This is a genomic window from Nocardia sp. NPDC055029, assembly GCF_053608525.1.
On record NZ_JBSGVQ010000009.1, the window covers coordinates 29,122 to 48,768 of the forward strand.

A 19,647-nucleotide genomic window follows, 5' to 3' on the forward strand; every position below is an offset into this window, starting at 1 on the left:
AGTGCCGATCCGGGCATGCGGACAAGCACTGACCATGAGCCCAGTGTGCCACGGGCCCCTAGCTATGCAAAACAGTTGTGTTTGTGAATCACCTGTGAAGCCGGCAGTTCGCCGCCTGTCGGTGGCCGCCGGTAGCGTGGACAGACGATGGATATCACGGTCGCTCCCCACGCCTCAGCCGCCGATCCCAGCGAACCAGCTTCCGCCCCGGCGGAGCTATCGCGCCGGGACGGTGGTGGCTCCGGTGCGTCCGGCGGCGGGCTGGCCGAAGCGGCGGCCCGGCACAGCGCCGAGCAGGAGCAGCGCCGCAAGGAGCGCGAGCACAAGCGTGCCGAGGGGACCGAGCGCCTGCTCGACGGACTCAATCCGCAGCAGCGCGCGGCCGTCGTGCACGCAGGGTCACCGCTGCTGATCGTCGCGGGTGCCGGCTCGGGCAAGACGGCGGTGCTCACCCGCCGCATCGCCTATCTGCTCGCCGCGCGTGGCGTGCACACCGGGCAGATCCTGGCCATCACCTTCACCAACAAGGCCGCCGCCGAGATGCGCGAGCGGGTGGCCGGGCTGGTCGGCCCGCGGGCGGCCAGCATGTGGGTCTCGACGTTCCATTCCAGCTGCGTGCGCATCCTGCGGATGCAGGCCGCGCTGCTGCCCGGCCTGAACTCCAATTTCTCCATCTACGACGCCGATGATTCGCGCCGCCTGCTCACGATGATCAGCCGCGATTTCGACATCGATACCAAAAAGTATTCGGCGCGTTTGCTGTCGACCGCTATTTCCAATCTGAAGAACGAACTGATCGGGCCCGAGCAGGCCGCCGCCGACGCCGAGGCCGACGAGACCGAACTGCCCGCGCTGGTCGCCCGGGTCTACGCCGAGTACCAGAAGCGGCTGCGGGCGGCCAATGCCATGGACTTCGACGACCTGATCGGCGAGACGGTCGCGCTGCTGCAGAACCATCCGCAGGTGGCCGAGTACTACCGGCGCCGGTTCCGGCACGTGCTCGTCGACGAGTACCAGGACACCAACCACGCCCAGTACGTGTTGGTGCGTGAACTCGTCGGCCACCACAGCTCCGAAGCGGGCGAGGAAGCCGGCGTCGAGCCGAGCGAACTGTGCGTGGTCGGCGACGCCGACCAGTCGATCTACGCGTTCCGTGGCGCGACGATCCGCAATATCGAGGAATTCGAACGCGACTTCCCCGACGCGGAAACGATTCTGCTGGAACAGAACTACCGGTCCACCCAGCACATTCTCTCCGCCGCCAACGCGGTGATCTCACGCAACGAGGGCAGGCGCGAGAAGAAGCTGTGGACCGATTCCGGCGAGGGTGAATTGATCACCGGTTACGTCGCCGACAACGAGCACGACGAGGCCGCCTTCGTCGCCAAGGAGATCGACAAACTGGTCGACGCGGGCGATGCCAACTACGGCGATGTCGCGGTGTTCTATCGCACCAACAACAATTCGCGTGCGCTGGAAGAGATTTTCATCCGGATGGGTCTGCCGTACAAGGTGGTCGGCGGCGTCCGCTTCTATGAGCGCAAAGAAGTCCGCGATGTGGTGGCCTATCTGCGGGTGCTGGAGAATCCCGACGACGCGGTGAGCTTGCGACGCATTCTCAACACCCCGCGCCGAGGTATCGGTGATCGCGCCGAGGCCTGTGTCGCGGTGCACGCCGAACAGCGCGATATCGGTTTCGCCGCCGCGCTGCGCGATGCCGCCGACGGCAAGGTCGCGCTGCTGAACACCAGGGCGCAGCGGGCCATCGCCGGTTTCCTCGATCTGCTCGACGAGATCCGTGCGGCGGGTAAGCGTGCCGACAGCGAGTATCCCGATGTCGGCAATGTCGTCGACGCGGTGCTCGACCGCACCGGGTACCGGGGCGAGCTGGAAGCCTCCGACGATCCGCAGGACGGCGCCCGGCTGGACAACCTCAACGAGCTGGTCAGCGTGGCACGCGAATTCAGCTCCGAGGCGTTCAACAACGCCGAGGCCGCGCGCGAGGAAGGGCTGCTGCCGGAGGCGGGCGACGGTGAACCCGAACCCGGTTCGCTGGCCGCGTTCCTCGAGCGGGTGTCGCTGGTCGCCGACACCGACCAGATCCCGGACGAGGGGTCGGGCGTTGTCACCATGATGACGCTGCACACCGCGAAGGGCCTGGAGTTCCCGGTGGTCTTCGTGACCGGCTGGGAAGACGGGCAGTTCCCGCACATGCGCGCGCTGGGCGATCCGACCGAGCTGGCCGAGGAGCGCAGGCTCGCCTACGTCGGTATCACCCGCGCGCGGCAACGCCTCTACCTCTCGCGGGCCGTGGTGCGGTCGGGCTGGGGTCAGCCGGTGTCGAACCCGGAGTCACGCTTCCTGCAGGAGATTCCGCAGCATCTGCTGGATTGGCGTCGGCTGGAGCCGGTGGTGTCGCCGGTGCAGCGCGGGCGCAGGCGTGAGGACAGCGGGTTCGATCGTGACTGGACCCGGGGCGACGGCTGGGATCAGCGTCCCGGCGTGCGCGGCGGGACCGGGCAGCGCAGGCCCGCGCCGGGTGGCGCGGTCAAGCGGAACAACACCGATCTGGTTCTCGCCGTGGGCGATCGGGTCAGCGACGACAAGTACGGCCTCGGCCGGGTCGTGGCCGCCGACGGTGTCGGCCCACTGGCGACCGTCACCATCGACTTCGGCACCGCGGGCAAGATCCGGCTGATTCCCCAGTTCAGCCGGACTATCGTCAAGCTCTAGTGCGGCAATAGGTCGTTCAAGGCTTCGTCCAGCGTGGGGTAGCGGAAGGTGAAGCCTGCCTTGTGCAGGACCTCGGAGGTGGCGTGGCGGCCGGTGAGGCCGAGGGCGGGGTCGGTGCGGAGGGCGACCGCGCCGACCTTCAGCATTGCCGTGGGGGTCGGGGGTGATGGTGGGCGGTGCAGGATGCGGCGCAGGGTGGCCATGAGTTCGGTGTTGCGGACCGGGAATTCGGTGGCGGCGACGAGGATGCCGTCGGGCAGAGTGAGGTCCGGGTCGAGGCCGAGGGTGGCGCGGACGATGGACAGCCAGTCCTCGATGTGGATCCAGCTGAACCACTGGTCGCCGGGGCCGACGCGGCCGCCGAGGCCGGCCTTGGTGAGTTGGGCGAGGCGTTTGAGCGCGGGGGCGTCGGGGTCGAGGACGATGGAGGTGCGCAGGATCGTCCAGTGGTCGGCGCGGGCAGGGTCGAAGGCTTCTTCCCATGGCTGGGCGACGCCGGTCATCTGGGGGAGGCCGACGGGCAGGGGAGTTGTTTCGGTGCAGCGGGTTTCGCCCGCGTCCGACCAGATCGCGGTGGTGCTGGCCTGCACCCAGTAGTCGACGGGGGTATCGCGCAGCCCGGCGGCGGCGACGAGGGCGCTGGTGGAATCGACTCGGCTGCTGCGCAGTTCGGCGATATTGCGCTCGGTGGGCCTGCAGTCGACCAGCTTTCCGGCCAGATTGATCACCGCGAGCTTGCCGGGTTCACGCAGTTCGGCGGCCCAGGCGCCGACCGAGCGGCCGTCCCATTCGGTCTGCCGGAACGGCAGTGCGGGATTGCGACGGCGGGTGAGCAGGGTGACACGCTGTCCCCGGCAGGTCAGGTCGGCGGCGATCTGGGTGCCCAGCGCGCCGGTGCCGCCTGCGATGACCACGGTGAGCGCGTCCTCGGCGGGGACGAGCCCAGCCAGTCGAGCCAGCCGCGAGAAGTTCACGCGCGCATCGGTTTCGATGAAGGGGCGAACGACCGCGCGAGCCGCCGCGGCGGACGGTCCGGTGAACCGCAGTTCCTGGCTGATCTCGGTGCCGCCGTCCCGCGGCGTCAGCCGCCAGGTGAGGTGCATGGTCCCTGCAGGTTCGGGCTGCTCGATGCTCAGCTCCCGGTTCGGCACCACCGCGGTGACGGTGAACGGCTCGCCGAATCGCCCATGGATCCGCGCCGCGAACTTCCCACTGGGCAGATAGTCACCCGTGGCCCCGACGGCAACCGGCCCGTGCATCCGCACCGACCGCACCCCCGGATTCCACTCCGGCCACTGCTCCAGATCCCCCAGCACGCTCCACACCAATTCCGGTGCCAACGCAAGGAACTGCGTGTACTTCGTCGTACCACCCATACCGAAACGCTAGCCCGCCACCGACCACACCGAAACGTGCTACTCCTCACGCACCGACTGACATACGCGAGAACATGGGTAACTCACCGACAACAGCAAACCCACGCATCTCCAACCCGCCAGCCGCCAACGCAGCCCAACCAGCACCTAAGTCTGGCCAAAATACGCGGGGAGGCGGGGGAGCCTAATCGCGTTGGTAGCCCAAGCTGATGCCGCGAGTCGCGAGCCACGGGATCGGGTCGATCTTGTCGGTGCCGTTGAGCCATACCTCGAAGTGGCAGTGCGGACCAGTCGAGAACCCGCGGTTGCCCATGGTGGCGATCTGATCGCCCGCCATGACCCGCTCGCCCTGCGAGACGGTCGCGGTGTCGATGTGGCCGTAGATGGTGACCGTGCCGTCGTCGTGCAGGACACGCACCCACATGCCGAAGCCCGATGCCGGGCCCGCCTCGATGACGGTGCCGTCGGCGACCGAGTAGATCGGGGTGCCGATCGGGCCCGCGACGTCGATGCCGAGGTGCTGCACACCCCAGCGGGCGCCGAAACCTGAGGTGTAGTTGCCGGAGGTGAACTTGGCGAACAGCGGTCGCAGCTTGGCGGATTCCTGCGCGGCCAGGTCTTCGGCGAACTTCTGGCCCTTGGCCAGGATGTCGTCGAAATGGCTCCTGTCGGCGACGGTGCTGGCGTCGAGCACCTGCGGTGCGGCGCCGGTGCCCTCGTCGGCGAGGTCGGCCGTGCTCATCGACTGGGCGGCGATCTCGTGGATCTGGCCCGCTGCCTCGTAATCCACGCCGTGGGCGGGCTGACCGGGGTCGGCCATCGCGGCCTGACCCGCGGCGACGACCGCGCCGGCGGCTACGGCGATGACCGCGGCGCGGCCCTTCAGCGCGGCGGGCGGTGCCGGCACGCGGTGCGCGCCACCACGGCGCTCGACGCGACGCGGTTCGGGCTCGGCGTGCGTTTCCTCGGTGGGGGTGGGCTCCCAGGTGTTGTCGTAGGCGCCGGTGTCATAGGACTCGTCGGCGGTCCATTCGTCCTCGGCCGGCGTCCACGCGGAATTGTCGGACCAGCTGTCCTGGTCGTGCCAGGCGTCCTGCTGCGGCCACGCGGTCTCCGGCTGCGCGGCGGGGGCGCGGCGGGCCTGCGGGTGCGAGGTGTATTCGTCGGCATACCGGTAACGGTGGCCGGAGTTGGTGCGATCTTCGACTGTGAAGGTGGAGCGGTGGTTCATCGGCCGTGCCGAATCGCCGACGGCTGTTCCAAGCGAGTGCTGACGTGCCTCAAGCTTGTCGTCCTCCTCAGTCCTGACTTGCCAGTCGTGACCTGGTTGTCGTGACCTGGTTGTGACTTCGACCGCATTGACGGTAACGAAGCGATTGCAGAGTGGCAAGCGCTGCTTGAAAACCTACACGCCTGTGTGAGATTCGTCACCGTAACGCGATCGAATTTCTCACCGTTTTCGGGTCTCCTGGGTGAGGTACATCGACGACATAACGTAGTAGATCGTGGGGCGCCGCGGCTTTAGGTGTTCCGACCTGCCACGGTGTCGGAAAAAGCCGAAAAACTACTCGCCAGTAGCCTTGGCCAGCGGTTTTTCCGACCTCCCGTAACACGTCGTGACCTGCGCCACTTAGGATGAATGTGGCCGATTGGCCCTCCATGTGACTGGTTAGAGTCCGACCCGACCCGCTACCGACGTCGGGCCGCCAACAAAGACGTTGTCATAGCAACGCAGACGAGACGGTGAGTACATGGATCTCTTCGAATATCAGGCGAAGGAGCTCTTCGTTAAGCACGGAGTGCCTTCGTCCGAGGGTCGTGTTTGCGACACGGCCGAAGAAGCTCGCGCGATTGCCGAGGAAATCGGCAAGCCGGTGATGGTCAAGGCGCAGGTCAAGGTGGGCGGCCGCGGTAAGGCGGGTGGCGTCAAGTACGCCGCCACCCCGGAGGACGCGTTCACGCACGCGCAGAACATTCTCGGCCTGGACATCAAGGGCCACATCGTCAAGAAGCTCCTTGTCGCCGAGGCCAAGGACATCGCGGAGGAGTACTACATCTCCTTCCTGCTCGATCGTTCGAACCGCACCTACCTGGCCATGTGTTCGGTCGAGGGTGGCATGGAGATCGAAGAGGTCGCGGAGAAGACCCCCGAGCGCCTGGCCAAGGTTCCCGTCGACGCCGTCAAGGGTGTCGACCTGGCCTTCGCCCGCTCGATCGCCGAGCAGGGCCACCTGCCCGCCGACGTGCTCGACGCCGCGGCCGTGACCATCCAGAAGCTGTGGGAGGTCTTCGTCAAGGAAGACACCACGCTCGTCGAGGTCAACCCGCTGGTGCGCACCCCGCAGGACGAGATCCTCGCCCTCGACGGCAAGGTCACCCTGGACGAGAACGCCGAGTACCGGCAGCCCGGCCACCTCGAGTTCGCCGACGTCGACGCGACCGACCCGCTCGAGCTCAAGGCCAAGGAGAACGACCTCAACTACGTCAAGCTCGACGGTGAGGTCGGCATCATCGGCAACGGCGCAGGCCTGGTCATGTCGACGCTGGACGTCGTGGCGTACGCCGGTGAGAACCACGGCGGCGTGAAGCCGGCCAACTTCCTCGACATCGGCGGTGGCGCTTCGGCTTCCGTGATGGCCGCGGGTCTGGACGTCATCCTGGGCGACGCGCAGGTCAAGAGCGTGTTCGTCAACGTGTTCGGTGGCATCACCGCGTGCGACGCGGTCGCCAACGGCATCGTGAAGGCGCTGGAGATCCTCGGTGACGCGGCCACCAAGCCGCTGGTCGTCCGTCTCGACGGCAACAACGTCGACGAGGGTCGCAAGATCCTCGCCGAGGCCAACCACCCGCTGGTGACGCTGGCCCAGACCATGGACGAAGGCGCCGACAAGGCTGCCGAACTGGCCGCAGCCAAGTAAGGAACACGAACATGTCCATCTTCCTGAACAAGGACAACAAGGTCATCGTCCAGGGCATCACCGGCGGCGAGGGCACCAAGCACACCGCGCTGATGCTGAAGGCGGGCACCAACGTCGTCGGCGGCGTGAACGCGCGCAAGGCCGGCACCACCGTCACCCACACCGACGCCGCGGGCAACACCATCGAGCTGCCGGTGTTCGCTTCCGTCGCCGAGGCGATGGAGAAGACCGGCGCCGACACCTCCATCGCGTTCGTGCCGCCCGCCTTCTCCAAGGACGCCATCGTCGAGGCCATCGACGCGGAGATCCCGCTGCTGGTGGTCATCACCGAGGGCATCCCGGTGCAGGACTCCGCCTACGCGTGGGCCTACAACGTCGAAAAGGGCGAGAAGACCCGCATCATCGGCCCGAACTGCCCCGGCATCATCACCCCGGGTGAGGCGCTGGTCGGCATCACCCCGAACAACATCACCGGCAAGGGCCCGATCGGCCTGGTGTCGAAGTCGGGCACCCTGACCTACCAGATGATGTACGAGCTGCGCGATTTCGGTTTCTCGACCGCGATCGGCATCGGCGGCGACCCGGTCATCGGCACCACCCACATCGACGCCATCGAGGCGTTCGAGAAGGACCCCGAGACCAAGATCATCGTCATGATCGGCGAGATCGGTGGCGACGCCGAGGAGCGGGCCGCGGCCTACATCAAGGCCAACGTGACCAAGCCGGTCGTCGGTTACGTCGCCGGCTTCACCGCCCCCGAGGGCAAGACCATGGGCCACGCGGGCGCCATCGTCTCCAGCGGCGGCGGTACCGCGCAGGCCAAGCAGGAAGCGCTCGAGGCCGCCGGTGTGAAGGTCGGCAAGACGCCGTCCGCGACCGCCGCGCTGGCGCGCGAGATCCTGGAGAAGGCGTCCATCGCGTCTGCTTGATCTATCGCACACCTATGAAGGCCGCCTCCAGGTTTGACGGAGGCGGCCTTCGTCGATTCTGCACAGGGCGTGGTTATCCACAGCCCGATCGGTAGGTGGTGACCGGGGACGTGGCGTGCAGTAGCGTCAAGTACTGGATCAGCACCAGTCAGTTCGACGCGACCGATGCGCACGACTCGACAAGGAGACGACGACATGTCATACCCGACCGGGGGCTCCGGGTACAACGCACCCGCGACACCCGCCGCGCCCAGCCAGGGCCCGAGCACCGGAGCCGCCGCGGCTGCACCATCGACCGCGGCCGATGCCGGTGCCAAAGGGCTGCCGTTCATTCTGACCGCGGCGACCGCCGGACTCGGCGTGCTGACCTTCCTGCTCGGCTTCCTGCCTTTCGTCGGAGCCAAGCCGGTGACGCTCGGCGGCACCACGGTGACCAGCGACGAGACCGACAGCTTCTTCGCGTATTTCGGTGGCTCGGCCTCGCTCACCATCGTCCTGGTTGCCGGTCTGCTCGCCGCGGTGTCGTTGCTGCCCAAGCAGAATCTGCTCGGCGCCGCCGCGGCGACCGCGGTCGCCGGGCTCTTCGGCGTGCTCGCGCTGACCTTCTCGGTGCCCGAGGGCGCCGAGCTCGAATTCGGCGCCTTCATCGTGATCGTGTTCGCGCTGCTGACCGCGGCCGCCGCGATCGTCGGCCTGCTGTTCGGGCTCGGCATCATCAAGGCGCCGGCGCCCAAACCCGCCCAGCCCCAGCAGCAGCCGGGTCAGTACGGCCAGTACGGCCAGCAGGGTTACGGGCAGCAGGGCTACGGCCAGACCGGCCAGCAGCCCTACGGCCAGACCGGATACGGCCAGAGCCAGACCGGCGGTCAGTACCCCACCCAGCAGCCGTCGCCGTACGGCCAGCAGAGCCAGCCGTCGGTGCCGCAGCCGTCCTACGGTCAGCCGGGCCAGCAGCAGCCGGGCTACGGTCAGCCGCAGCAGTCGCCGTACGGCCAGCAGTACGGTGCGCCGCAGCAGCAGTCGCCCTACGGTGCCCCGCCGCAGGCGCAGCCGCGTCCCGACGAGAGCGCGACCCAGAACTTCGGCGGCCAGCAGCCGGGCCAGCCCTTCGGTGCGCCGACCTACGGTGGCGCGCAGGCCGGTTCGCCCGCGCAGCCGCAGCCGGGCCCCGGTCAGCCGCAGCCGTTCGGTGGGGAGCAGAACGCCGATCCGTCGGCCGACGCGACCACCGCGTTCCGCCCGAACGACGACAACAAGTAGGAAACCGCCGGCATGATCGGGTCAGCGCTGGGACACGCTGCGAAGCGTGACCACGCAGGGCCCCCCGATCATGCCGAATGAAGCACGGCCGCCGCGCGTGGCACAGGTTCGATCGCGAGCCCACAGGTGTGCCTGTGGGCTCGCGGCGCGCCTGACCCGCGCTTGCCGGGAAAGCTGCCACGCTGAATTGTCATGAGCTCCCGTAACGCCCTCGTGCGCCGGACCTCCGGGTCACGCGGTGCCGGGGAGGCCACCGCACCGCCGTCCGGGCACGGTCACGAACCGCCCTGGTGGTCGCTGTCGCCCGAGCGGGCGCGGACCCTGCTGCTGGTGGCGGCCAGGCCGACGATCTGCGCGCTGGCGGCGACGATCCTGCTCGTCCTGGTGGTCATGCTGACCACCGGCACCGACCTGACCAGCGCGCCCGGCGCGGTCGCCGCGACCTGGCTTGCCGCCCATCAGATTCCGCTCACCGTCGGCCGGACCACGCTCGGCCTGCTGCCGCTGGTCCCGACCGCGATTCTGGTCTTGGTGGCGGCCCGCGAATGCGCGCGGGCGGTGCCCAATCGGCCGACCCCGATCGAGCTGGGCTGGCTCACCGGCGCGGTTCTGGCCGGTCCGCTGCTGATGACCGCCGTCTGCCTGGCCGTCACCGGTGACGCCGCCGGTGTCACCCCGCTCGAACCGCCGGGCCCGGTCACCGCGTTCGGCTGGGTGATCGTGCTGTATCTCGGTGCGGCCGCTGGCGGAATCGCCGGTAGGGCCTGGTCTTCGCTGTGCGCGCTCGTTCCGGTCGAGATCCCCGAATGGGCCGTGCTCGGTGCTCGCGCCGCCCGTCGGACCGTGGTGCGGATGCTCGGCTGTGCCGCCCTGGCCACCGCCGTGTCGTTCTTCACGCACCTCTCGCGCCTCGACGGTGCCTACAACCAGGCGCACAACTTCACCGACGTCCTCGGTATGACGCTGCTGTCGCTGCTCTACCTGCCCAATGTGGTGATCGCCGCGGCGGGTCTGCTCACCGGCGCCGCCGTGCAGTTCGGCACGGGCTCGGTCGGGCTGTTCGGGGTCACCGCGGGCCAGGTGCCCGCCGTGCCCGCGCTGATCCCGCTGCCGGAGGGGCCGTCCGCGGCCTGGTGGCCGGTGCTGCTGCTGGTGCCGATCGCGGTGGGCGTGCTCGCCGGCATCGAGCTCGGCCGCACCAGCGACGACCGGCCCGGCGCACCGTGGGCGACGCTCACCTCCGCCGCGCTGTCCACGCTGACGTTCCTCGCGCTCGCGATCCTCGGCGGCGGACAACTCGGCGCCGTCGGCTGGGTCGGAGTCGACCTGCTGATGCTGGTCGTGCTGATGGTCACCTGGTTCGGCTTCGGCGGCTTCGTCGGCATGGTCTTCGCCCGCCGCTTTCTCGCCCCCACCGCACCGGTCGACGACTACGACGACCACATCGACGACTACGACGACTACGACGACTACGACGATTACGACGACGAGGACGACTACGACGACGACGACGAGGACGAGGACGAGGACGAAACCGAGGACTACGACGACGATCCCGCCGTCGAACTCGACGCCGAACTGGTCACCGACATCGACGACGACGTCGAGGTGAGCATCGCCGCCCCCGGTTCCGCGGCACCGCCCGCCGACGACATCGTCGACGCCGAGGTGGTCGAGCCGGACCTGCCGGAAGGTGACGAGACCACCGGTCGTTAAGCTCGACCCGGCGGTATCGCCGATCGCCGCCACCCGACCCACACGCAGGAGTAGAGCGCTGACGTCCTCGTTTGCCCAGTGGAAGCCCGCAGGGACACCGGCCACCGTCGTCGTCCTCGCCTCGGGCACCGGCTCGCTGCTGAACGCGCTGCTTGCCGCCGCGCGCGAGCCCGGGTACCCCGCCAAGATCGTCGCGGTCGGCGTCGACCGGGTGTGCCAGGCGACCGAGTACGCCGAGGCCGCCGGTATCGAGCACTTCCGCGTCGCGGTGAAAGACTTCCCCGACCGCTCCGCCTGGGACCTCGCGCTGACCGAGGCCGTCGATGCCTTCCAGCCCGATCTGGTCGTCTCCGCGGGCTTCATGAAGATCGTCGGCCCCGCGTTCCTGGAGCGTTTCGGCGGCCGGTTCATCAACACCCACCCCGCGCTGCTGCCGTCGTTCCCCGGCGCGCACGGTGTGCGTGACGCGCTCGCCTACGGCGCCAAGGTCACCGGTTGCACGGTGCACCTGGTCGACGGCGGGGTCGATACCGGCCCGATCCTCGCGCAGGAGGCGGTCGAGGTGCTGCCCGGCGACGACGAGGCCGCCCTGCACGAGCGCATCAAGGTTGTCGAGCGACGGTTGCTGGCGGAGGTCATCGCCGCTGTCGCGACGCGAGGCATTGTCTCCGACGGACGAAAGGCAGAAATTCCAGATGAGCGAGCACGCCGGTGAGTGAACGTAAGGCGATCCGCAGGGCGCTGGTGAGCGTCTACGACAAGACCGGGCTCGTCGAGCTGGCCACCGGACTGCACGCCGCCGGCGTGGAGCTGGTGTCGACCGGTTCGACCGCGGGCAAGATCGCCGAGGCGGGCATTCCGGTCACCAAGGTCGAGGACCTGACCGGTTTCCCGGAGACCCTCGACGGTCGCGTCAAGACGCTGCACCCCCGCGTGCACGCGGGCATCCTGGCCGACACCCGGCGCGCCGAGCACGTCGAGCAGCTCGTCGAGCTCGGCGTCGAGGCGTTCCAGCTGGTCGTGGTGAACCTGTACCCGTTCACCCAGACCGTGGCCAGCGGCGCGAGCATCGACGAGTGCGTCGAGCAGATCGACATCGGCGGTCCGTCGATGGTGCGTGCCGCCGCCAAGAACCACCCGTCGGTCGGTGTGGTCGTCGACGTCACCGACTACGACGACGTGCTCGCCGCGGTGAAGTCCGGCGGATTCACCCTCGCCGAGCGGACCGGGCTGGCCGCCAAGGCCTTCCAGCACACCGCGAGCTACGACGTCGCCGTCGCGAGCTGGATGGGCTCGGTCGCCGTGCCCGCCGTGCAGCCCGAGACCGAGCAGTTCCCCGGCTGGGTCGCCGGTTCGTGGGAGCGGTCCGCGGTGCTGCGCTACGGCGAGAACCCGCACCAGGCCGCCGCGCTGTACACCAGCAACGACGGCACCGTCGGCATCGCGCAGGCCGAGCAGTTGCACGGCAAGGAGATGTCGTACAACAACTACACCGACGGTGACGCCGCCTGGCGCGCCGCCTACGACTTCGACGAGCCCGCCGTCGCGGTGATCAAGCACGCCAACCCGTGTGGCATCGCCGTCGGCGCCGACATCGCCGAGGCGCACCGCAAGGCCCACGCCACCGACCCGGTCAGCGCCTACGGCGGCGTGATCGCGGCCAACCGCGAGGTCAGCGTCGAGATGGCCGAGCAGGTCGCCGAGATCTTCACCGAGGTGATCGTCGCCCCCGGCTACGCGCCGGGCGCGGTGGATGTGCTGCAGCGCAAGAAGAATGTGCGCGTGCTGGTCGCCGAGCCGCCGCGGCGCAAGGGTGTGGAACTGCGTCCGATCAGCGGCGGTGCGCTGCTGCAGGACCGCGACATCCTCGACGCCGCGGGCGACGACCCGGCCAACTGGACTCTCGCCGCGGGCGATCCGGCCGACGCCACCACCCTGGCCGACCTCGAATTCGCTTGGCGCGCTTGCCGTGCCGTGAAGTCGAACGCGATCCTGCTGGCCGACGACGGCGCCGCCGTCGGCGTCGGCATGGGTCAGGTCAACCGCGTCGACTCCTGCAAGCTCGCCGTCGAGCGCGCGGGGGAGCGGGCCAAGGGTTCCGTCGCCGCCTCCGACGCGTTCTTCCCGTTCTCCGACGGTCCCCAGATCCTGGTGGCCGCCGGCGTGCGCGCGATCGTGCACCCGGGTGGCTCGATCCGCGACAAGGACACCGTCGAGCTGTGCCGCGAAGCCGGGGTAACCCTGTACCTGACCGGAGCGCGCCACTTCGCGCACTGAGTCACGTCGACCTGAACGGGTGCCGCGCCGAATCCTCGGTGCGGCACCCGTTTTCGTTATCCCGCGTCGACGACCTGACGGTTCCCCAGTGGCGATGTCAGGGTGATCTCCATGGTGCCGAAGACGGCGTTCATGGTGCACATCTTGCCGACGGCATCGGCGCGGGTGCCCGCGCGCAGTGCGACCGAGACGGCCGTGGCGGACTCGGTGACGGTGGCGTCGACGCCGAAGCACTCCGGGTTACCGGTCTGGAAGTTGACGCCGATCATGTTGTCGCCCAGGCGAGTCCAGGACGTGAAGGTCAGTGGGTGCGCGTCGACGATGGTGGGATCGGGCGTGAAGCGGTGGCCGAGGCTCGCGTTGCCGTCTTCCGGGCGCGCGCTGGCGGTCGTCGAATCGGGTTGGGGCGCAGCGTCATCGGAGCTCGAGCAGGCCGTGAGTGGGCTGAGCAGCACGGCCATGGCGGCCGCGGCGGCGGTGAAACGCGACGTCGTTCGCATGTCGAGAGCCTAGTCGGCGTCGTGCACGCGCACGTGCGGCCGTGTGCGGCATTCTAAACGCGACAGTCCCCACAGTGAACTTTCCGCGAACCCTGCGCGTAACTCGCCCATTTCGGCTCGGCGGGGACTACATTCGCTTGCGATGCGCCGCCGTGGCATACGGCGAGCATCGTTGAAGTTGGATGCTCTGCAACTGGATCTTCGAAAGGACGAACGTGGGCGACACGCTGCGCGTAGGCGAAGAACTGGGACTGGGACAGTCCCTGACCGGCGGTGCGTACACCCTGGCCTTGCAGCCAGATGGCAACCTTGTGGTGACCGAGCCCGACGGCAACGTCGTGTGGGCCGCCCAGACTCACGGACAGGACGTGCAGCGCGCGGTCCTGCAGGACGACGGCAACTTCGTCCTCTACAAGGGTGACGGTTCGGCCGCCTGGTCGACCGAGACCAACGGCAACAACGTCGAGAAGCTGGTCATCCAGCCCGACCGCAACGTCGTGCTCTACGGCACCGACGGTTCGGTCGCGTGGGCCACGGCCACCAACACCGACAACCCGCTGCCTGCCCCCGAGCCGGAGCCGGTCGCCGCCGCCCCGGTCGCCGAAGAGGTCCCGCCGCCGCCGGCCGCGCAGACCTACACGGTCGAGCCGGGCGACACCCTGTGGGCCATCTCCGAGCGTTTCTACGGCGACGGCAACCGCTACCACGAGATCGCGTCGGCCAGCGGTATCGACAACCCGGATCTGATCAACGCGGGCCAGGTTCTCACCATCCCGTGATGACGTAAGTCGCAGCGTTCACCGCCTGCACAACGAAAGTGGCCCCGAGGCAACAGCTTCGGGGCCACTTTTTGGGCGACAGCTACTTGGTGGTGGTGAAGGGCAGCAGCGCCATCTCGCGCGCGTTCTTCACCGCGACGGCGACCTGACGCTGCTGCTGCGGGGTCAGGCCGGTGACGCGACGGCTGCGGATCTTGCCGCGATCGGAAATGAAGGTGCGCAGCAGGTTGACGTCTTTGTAGTCGACGACTTCGATGCCCGCGGCGATCAACGGATTCTTCTTCGGCTTACGGCCCTGCTCGGCGCGTGCCTTCTTGGACGGTGCTCGCTTCACTGCCATGCGATGTTCCTTCTCACGAGATCAGTGGGTGTCTACCAGCTCGATTTGTGGACCCCAGGGAGCTCGCCCCGGTGGGCCATCTCGCGCACACGAACACGGGAGAGGCCGAACTTCCGGAGATGGCCGCGTGGCCGGCCATCGGCTGCATCCCGATTGCGCAATCGTACCGGACTGGCGTCGCGGGGCTGGTTGCGCAGTTCGGCCTGCGCGGCGGCCCGCTCGGCCTCGCCGGTGCCCGGCTTGCGGATGAGCTCCTTGAGCTCTGCGCGCCGGGCGGCGTAGCGCTCGACGATCGCGCGGCGCTGCTCGTTTCGGGCGATCTTGGACTTCTTCGCCATCAGCGCTCCTCGCGGAAGTCGACGTGCTTGCGCACGACGGGGTCGTATTTGCGCAGGACCAGCCGGTCGGGGTCGTTGCGGCGGTTCTTGCGGGTGACATAGGTGAAGCCGGTCCCCGCGGTGGACTTGAGTTTGACGATGGGCCGGATATCGGTCGACTTCGAGGCCATGAGTGCTCCTAGATCTTGTCGCCCCGGGAGCGGATCCGGGCCACCACGGCCTCGATCCCGTCCCGGTCGATGGTCTTGATGCCCTTGGCGGAGACCGTCAGCGTGATGCGGCGGCCCTCGCTGGGCAGGTAGTAGGTCTTGCGCTGGATGTTGGGGTTCCAGCGCCGGTTGGTGCGCCGGTGCGAGTGTGAGACGGCTTTTCCGAAGCCGGGCTTGCGACCGGTGACCTGGCAGTGGGCCGACATGCGACCTCCCTCCATGGGTATGACAACCATTTTCGACAACAGGTATTCCGCACTGTACCGTTGCGCTAAGGTAAATGAAAATCGTTATCGAAAGGGGATCCGGGTGCTGGACCAGACCGACCGGAGAACGCCCGTCGTGCTGCTCGCTGGCTTCTCCGGACCTGCCATGACCGGCGTCGAGCACATCGCGGCGACACTGAGCGAGGACGCGGGCACCGTGGTCGTGCACCACGACCTCGCCGAACTGCGCGAAGGCGTCGTACGCCGCACGGTGCGCACCGCGGGCACCGTCACGACCACCGTGCTCGAGCTCGCGCACGGTTGTGTGTCGTGCACGCTGCGGGCCGATCTGCTGCCGATGCTGTGCACGCTCGCCGCCCGCGACCATGTGCGCCGCATCGTGCTCGCGCTCGACCCGGCCATCGAGGCCGAGGCGCTGTGCCACGCGATCGACATGGTCGAGGTGACCGGGGTGGCCGATCGGGTGGACGGGCCTGCGGGCCGGAACGTGCGGATCGAGGCCACGCTGACCTGCCTGGACGGCCAGCAGTGGCTCGCCGACGCCACCGGCGACGAGGCGCTGGCCGATCGCGGGCTCGCCGCGGCCGACGACGAGCGGACCGTCGCCCAGGTCGCTGTCGGCCAGGTCGACTTCGCCGACGCGCTCGTGGTGCTGACCACGGGTGTCGACGCGCTCGACCGCGAGCGGCTGCACGCCGTGCTGGACAGGATGGCACCCGCGGCGCCGGTGGCCTGGCTGGACGAACTCCCCGCCTTCGACGCGATGGAGATCGGCGCCCTGCTGGCCGGGATTCCCGCCGACGCGCGCCGCGGCCGGATCTTCGACGCCCACGCGCCGCTGCTGCGCGGTCAGCCGCCGCTGACCACCGACTGCGGTGTCTCGCTCATCGAATTCGCCGCGCGCAGGCCGTTCCATCCGGCCCGGCTGCACGAGGCGCTCGACGTGCTGTTCGACGGTGTGGTCACCGCGCGCGGCCGGATCTGGCTGGCCACCCAGCCGGATCAGGTGGTCTGGCTGGAGTCGGCAGGCGGTGGCCTGCGGGTCGGCGGCGCCGGTCGCTGGCTGGCGGCGATGGGCGCTGAGGAGCGGGCGGCCGCTGACCCGGACCGCAGGGCGATGGCCGCGCTGCGCTGGGACGAGCGGTTCGGTGACCGCGACGTGTCGCTGGTGATCCTGGCACACGATGCCGACCCCGCCGAGATCCGCCACGCCCTGCACTGGGCGCTGGTCGAGGACGACGAGCTGCTGCTGGTCGACCGTGCGCCGGAGCGAGTCGCGTTGTGGGAGGACCCCTTCGGCGACTGGCACGAAGACCCCTGCGCCGATTCCGCCGAGGCGTCGGCCGCGGCGAGCGAGCGCATCAACCCGAGAGGAGAAACAGCATGAAAGCGGGCATCCACCCCGACTACCACCCCGTGGTGTTCGAGGATTCGAGCACCGGCAAGCGGTTCCTGACCCGGTCGACCTCGACCAGCGACCGCGGCGTCGAATGGACCGACGGCAAGACGTATCCGCTGCTGATGGTCGACGTCACCTCGGATTCGCATCCGTTCTGGACCGGCACCCATCGCAACCTCGATACCCAGGGCCGGGTGGAGAAGTTCGAGCGCAAATACGGAAAGCGTTCGCGCGCAGGAAAGGAGGGCTGACCCGTGGCTGTCCCGAAGCGCAGGATGTCGCGTTCCAACACCCGCAGCAGGCGTTCGCAGTGGAAGGCTGCTGTTCCACAGTTGGTCCCGGTCACGGTGGGTGGCGTCGAGTACCAGGTGCCACGTCGTATCGTTGGTGCCGTGCGGAAGGGTTTGATCGATCCCTCGCGGATCTGAGTCCGTCCGCACATCGGAGTTCGAGAGCGGTTCGGAGGGGACAACCCGGATCGGGATCGGGCAACGACAACGGCCTGCCGGTTTCGCCGGCAGGCCGTTGTGTTTTCGGCAGGTTCAGCCTTCGCGCTCGGACAGCTCGACCAGCGCCGCGGCCAGCTGGAAGAACTTGTTGCTACCCAGGTCGGCGATGGTCTTGATCTTCAGCGCGTCGAGCAGCTGCTTGTCGTGCGCGTCGGTGAGGCCGGCCAGCGCCGACGGCGGCGCGGCGAGGATTTCCTTCAGCGTCTTGTTCTCGAATTCCTTGTCGAGAACTTTGTCGAGCACCACGTTGACGGCCATACGAACTCCTTCGAACGAACCTTGGATGTGCTGGGCGAGACGAATGCGCCCTGGCCGACGATAACCCGCTGGCAGGCGGTGTGGGGGTGGAACGCGCCGTCGACGGCCTGTTCTTCGCCCCCTGCTGTCCAGGGGTCTTACTTGGCGGCGGTCATGCCTGCTCAGAGGCTCGTGCTGGGGTCGATGGCAATCGCCCGGTTAACGGTGTGGCGCATGCCACTTGGCGCGGATGCGCACGGAGGCTTGCTGGTCGATTGCCGGAATGGCCATTACCAACTTTTGGTTTGTTTTGTGGCACAAGAAAATTCCCGGACGACTGATGCGGAGTCCTTGGCGGGTATGTACTCTCGTGCGGGAGGGCGGGTTCTCCGGTTAAGGAGAACCCGCTCATCGCCACTTCAGGGGCGGTTTTCGGGGCCGACTCGCCCCGGTCGCCCGCATTCGGCGAACGGGGCGGTCGCCCACAATAATTCAGACAAACCGGGCGTTAGCTGGTTGCGGTCACCGCGTACCGACCGGCTGCCGCCGCGGTTCGGGGGCCCGCGCCGCGTCGCGCCGATCCGGCGCGACCAGGACCGCGGTGATCGGCACCGTCAAACCCAGCGCGCCGACCACGAACATCGGGTACACCAGATCGAACAGCTGCAGGCCGGTCGGCGTCCGGCTGCCCGGATCGATCGTGAACTCGAGCGAGGCGACCGCCGTGTAGTACACCGCCGCGACGCCGAGCGCGAACAGCAAGGACGCCCCGACCCGCAACGCCACCAGGCGGACCACCTGGGAGGCCCACAGCGTGGCCACGCACAGCGCCATCGACAGCAGCACGGCGATCCCGATGAGGCCGAGCGACTCGTCGACCTGGCCCTGCACTTCGAGCGCGTCCAAAGTCAGGTAGGTCGACAGACCGACGCTCAACCCCATCGTCAGCCCGCCGACGATCAGCCTGGGCAGCTGCGGCGTCCGCCCGCCGATCAGCAACCCGGCCAGCACGCCGACGACCGCGATGGCCAGCGACGCCGCGCCGAGCGCGACGTTGTACCGCATGATGCTGTCCTGGACCCGGATTCCGAGCAGTGCCAGCGAATTCGCCAGCCACAGCCCGACCCCGCCGAGCGAGACCGCGGCCATCGTCAGCCAGACGAGCCGGAACCTGGCCGAGTACTTCGCATGCCGCACACAGGCGAACGCCACCAGCGCGCCGAGCCCCGACATGTCCAGCGCGAGCCAGGCGATGCCCGTGCCACGCCCGAACGTCTCGGCCCCGGTCGCGGCGAGCAGGTCAACCACGCCGGCCGGCCCCCTCGAACTGCTGCGGCTCCAGCTGGGCGATGGCGTATTCGGTCACCGCGGCCAACGCCTGCCGCACCTCGACGGCATTGCGCGCGTCGATATCGACGATCGGGATGCCCTCGCGCACCGAGAGCGCCTCGCGCAGTTCGGCGATCGGGAAGCGCGGGGCGTTCGGGAAGCGGTTCACCGCGATCAGGAACGGCAGGCCGCGCGCCTCGAAGAAGTCGACCGCGGCGAAACTGTCCTCCAGCCTGCGGGTATCGATCAGCACCACCGCGCCGATGGCGCCGCGGATGAGGTCGTCCCACATGAACCAGAACCGCTTCTGGCCCGGGGTGCCGAACAGGTACAGCACCAGGTTGCCCGGCAGCACGATGCGGCCGAAGTCCATGGCGACGGTGGTGGTTTCCTTCTCCGGCGTCTCGGCGAGATCGTCGATCCCGTCGGAGAAGTGGGTCACCATCGCTTCGGTGCGCAGCGGAACGATCTCCGATACCGCACCGACGAAAGTTGTCTTGCCTGCGCCGAATCCACCGGCCACGACGATCTTGGTCGACGCGACCCGCTCGGGGTTCGGGGGGCGCATGCC

Annotated in this window: 21 protein-coding genes; 11 read left to right on the plus strand and 10 right to left on the minus strand. The window is 68.5% G+C overall.

Going from position 1 to position 19,647, the window contains the following annotated elements:
- Positions 1 to 147: 147 nt before the first annotated feature.
- Positions 148 to 2,733 carry a DNA helicase PcrA gene (pcrA, locus tag ACWF9G_RS10930; protein WP_452514890.1) on the plus strand — a complete coding sequence of 862 codons (2,586 nt, stop codon included), beginning with the start codon at positions 148 to 150 and terminating at the stop codon, positions 2,731 to 2,733.
- Here the strand turns inward: pcrA and ACWF9G_RS10935 are convergent.
- Positions 2,730 to 4,109, minus strand: coding sequence for a DUF1731 domain-containing protein (locus ACWF9G_RS10935; protein WP_379309629.1), 1,380 nt, complete (start codon positions 4,107 to 4,109; stop codon positions 2,730 to 2,732). The genes pcrA and ACWF9G_RS10935 overlap by 4 nt on opposite strands.
- A gap of 184 nt (positions 4,110 to 4,293) precedes the next feature.
- On the minus strand, positions 4,294 to 5,340 hold the full coding sequence (locus tag ACWF9G_RS10940; RefSeq protein WP_452514892.1) for a M23 family metallopeptidase: 1,047 nt from the start codon (positions 5,338 to 5,340) through the stop codon (positions 4,294 to 4,296).
- Between the two features lie 520 nt (positions 5,341 to 5,860).
- Between ACWF9G_RS10940 and sucC the strand changes: the two genes are divergently transcribed.
- From sucC to purH, 6 genes are all read left to right on the plus strand, one after another.
- A complete protein-coding gene (gene sucC, locus ACWF9G_RS10945; protein WP_379028610.1) occupies positions 5,861 to 7,027 on the plus strand; it encodes an ADP-forming succinate--CoA ligase subunit beta in 1,167 nt (388 codons plus the stop codon).
- 11 nt (positions 7,028 to 7,038) lie between these two features.
- Positions 7,039 to 7,956 carry a succinate--CoA ligase subunit alpha gene (gene sucD / locus ACWF9G_RS10950; protein WP_379311487.1) on the plus strand — a complete coding sequence of 306 codons (918 nt, stop codon included), beginning with the start codon at positions 7,039 to 7,041 and terminating at the stop codon, positions 7,954 to 7,956.
- Positions 7,957 to 8,151: 195 nt separating this feature from the next.
- Positions 8,152 to 9,216 (plus strand): DUF5336 domain-containing protein, encoded by a 1,065-nt coding sequence (locus tag ACWF9G_RS10955; RefSeq protein ID WP_379311488.1) that lies wholly within the window; start codon positions 8,152 to 8,154, stop codon positions 9,214 to 9,216.
- A 192-nt stretch (positions 9,217 to 9,408) separates the two neighbouring features.
- Positions 9,409 to 10,932 (plus strand): cell division protein PerM, encoded by a 1,524-nt coding sequence (locus tag ACWF9G_RS10960; protein WP_452514895.1) that lies wholly within the window; start codon positions 9,409 to 9,411, stop codon positions 10,930 to 10,932.
- A gap of 58 nt (positions 10,933 to 10,990) precedes the next feature.
- Positions 10,991 to 11,647 carry a phosphoribosylglycinamide formyltransferase gene (gene purN, locus ACWF9G_RS10965; protein WP_379311397.1) on the plus strand — a complete coding sequence of 219 codons (657 nt, stop codon included), beginning with the start codon at positions 10,991 to 10,993 and terminating at the stop codon, positions 11,645 to 11,647.
- On the plus strand, positions 11,644 to 13,209 hold the full coding sequence (gene purH / locus ACWF9G_RS10970) for a bifunctional phosphoribosylaminoimidazolecarboxamide formyltransferase/IMP cyclohydrolase (RefSeq protein WP_379311388.1): 1,566 nt from the start codon (positions 11,644 to 11,646) through the stop codon (positions 13,207 to 13,209). Before purN ends, purH begins: the two co-directional genes overlap by 4 nt.
- 56 nt (positions 13,210 to 13,265) lie before the next feature.
- Here the strand turns inward: purH and ACWF9G_RS10975 are convergent, their stop codons facing one another.
- Positions 13,266 to 13,709, minus strand: a complete 444-nt coding sequence (locus tag ACWF9G_RS10975; protein ID WP_452514897.1) for a hypothetical protein — start codon at positions 13,707 to 13,709, stop codon at positions 13,266 to 13,268.
- 215 nt (positions 13,710 to 13,924) lie between these two features.
- On the opposite strand from ACWF9G_RS10975, the gene ACWF9G_RS10980 reads away from it, so the two are divergent.
- Positions 13,925 to 14,488: a LysM peptidoglycan-binding domain-containing protein gene (locus tag ACWF9G_RS10980; protein WP_452514899.1), complete on the plus strand. Its 564-nt coding sequence runs from the start codon at positions 13,925 to 13,927 to the stop codon at positions 14,486 to 14,488.
- Positions 14,489 to 14,570: 82 nt separating this feature from the next.
- Here ACWF9G_RS10980 and rpsR read toward each other — a convergent pair whose 3' ends face one another.
- Genes rpsR through rpmB form a run of 4 tightly spaced genes read right to left on the minus strand, consistent with a single transcriptional unit; the run spans position 14,571 to position 15,581 of the window.
- Positions 14,571 to 14,828 (minus strand): 30S ribosomal protein S18, encoded by a 258-nt coding sequence (gene rpsR / locus ACWF9G_RS10985; RefSeq protein WP_189025862.1) that lies wholly within the window; start codon positions 14,826 to 14,828, stop codon positions 14,571 to 14,573.
- A 32-nt stretch (positions 14,829 to 14,860) separates the two neighbouring features.
- On the minus strand, positions 14,861 to 15,166 hold the full coding sequence (rpsN, locus tag ACWF9G_RS10990) for a 30S ribosomal protein S14 (protein ID WP_379311391.1): 306 nt from the start codon (positions 15,164 to 15,166) through the stop codon (positions 14,861 to 14,863).
- A complete protein-coding gene (rpmG, locus tag ACWF9G_RS10995; RefSeq protein ID WP_068914580.1) occupies positions 15,166 to 15,336 on the minus strand; it encodes a 50S ribosomal protein L33 in 171 nt (56 codons plus the stop codon). Before rpmG ends, rpsN begins: the two co-directional genes overlap by 1 nt.
- An 8-nt stretch (positions 15,337 to 15,344) precedes the next feature.
- The gene (gene rpmB / locus ACWF9G_RS11000) at positions 15,345 to 15,581 is read right to left on the minus strand and encodes a 50S ribosomal protein L28 (protein ID WP_379311392.1); all 237 of its coding nucleotides are present in this window, start codon (positions 15,579 to 15,581) and stop codon (positions 15,345 to 15,347) included.
- A gap of 103 nt (positions 15,582 to 15,684) precedes the next feature.
- Here rpmB and mrf point away from each other — a divergent pair, with 103 nt between their 5' ends.
- From mrf to rpmF, 3 genes are read left to right on the plus strand one after another with little or no spacing between them, the layout of a single operon-like run.
- On the plus strand, positions 15,685 to 16,989 hold the full coding sequence (gene mrf, locus ACWF9G_RS11005; protein ID WP_452514901.1) for a ribosome hibernation factor-recruiting GTPase MRF: 1,305 nt from the start codon (positions 15,685 to 15,687) through the stop codon (positions 16,987 to 16,989).
- A complete protein-coding gene (locus ACWF9G_RS11010; protein ID WP_379311394.1) occupies positions 16,986 to 17,252 on the plus strand; it encodes a type B 50S ribosomal protein L31 in 267 nt (88 codons plus the stop codon). Before mrf ends, ACWF9G_RS11010 begins: the two co-directional genes overlap by 4 nt.
- Positions 17,253 to 17,255: 3 nt before the next feature.
- The gene (gene rpmF / locus ACWF9G_RS11015; protein ID WP_379311395.1) at positions 17,256 to 17,429 is read left to right on the plus strand and encodes a 50S ribosomal protein L32; all 174 of its coding nucleotides are present in this window, start codon (positions 17,256 to 17,258) and stop codon (positions 17,427 to 17,429) included.
- A gap of 114 nt (positions 17,430 to 17,543) precedes the next feature.
- Here rpmF and ACWF9G_RS11020 read toward each other — a convergent pair whose 3' ends face one another.
- The 3 genes from ACWF9G_RS11020 to ACWF9G_RS11030 all read right to left on the minus strand — a co-directional run bounded on the left by ACWF9G_RS11020 (position 17,544) and on the right by ACWF9G_RS11030 (position 19,644).
- A complete protein-coding gene (locus ACWF9G_RS11020) occupies positions 17,544 to 17,768 on the minus strand; it encodes a hypothetical protein (RefSeq protein WP_379311396.1) in 225 nt (74 codons plus the stop codon).
- A 501-nt stretch (positions 17,769 to 18,269) separates the two neighbouring features.
- A complete protein-coding gene (locus ACWF9G_RS11025; RefSeq protein ID WP_452514903.1) occupies positions 18,270 to 19,055 on the minus strand; it encodes an MHYT domain-containing protein in 786 nt (261 codons plus the stop codon).
- Complete coding sequence (locus tag ACWF9G_RS11030; protein ID WP_379308232.1) at positions 19,048 to 19,644, minus strand: GTP-binding protein; 597 nt, start codon at positions 19,642 to 19,644, stop codon at positions 19,048 to 19,050. The genes ACWF9G_RS11025 and ACWF9G_RS11030 overlap by 8 nt, the downstream gene beginning before the upstream one ends.
- Positions 19,645 to 19,647: the final 3 nt, after the last annotated feature.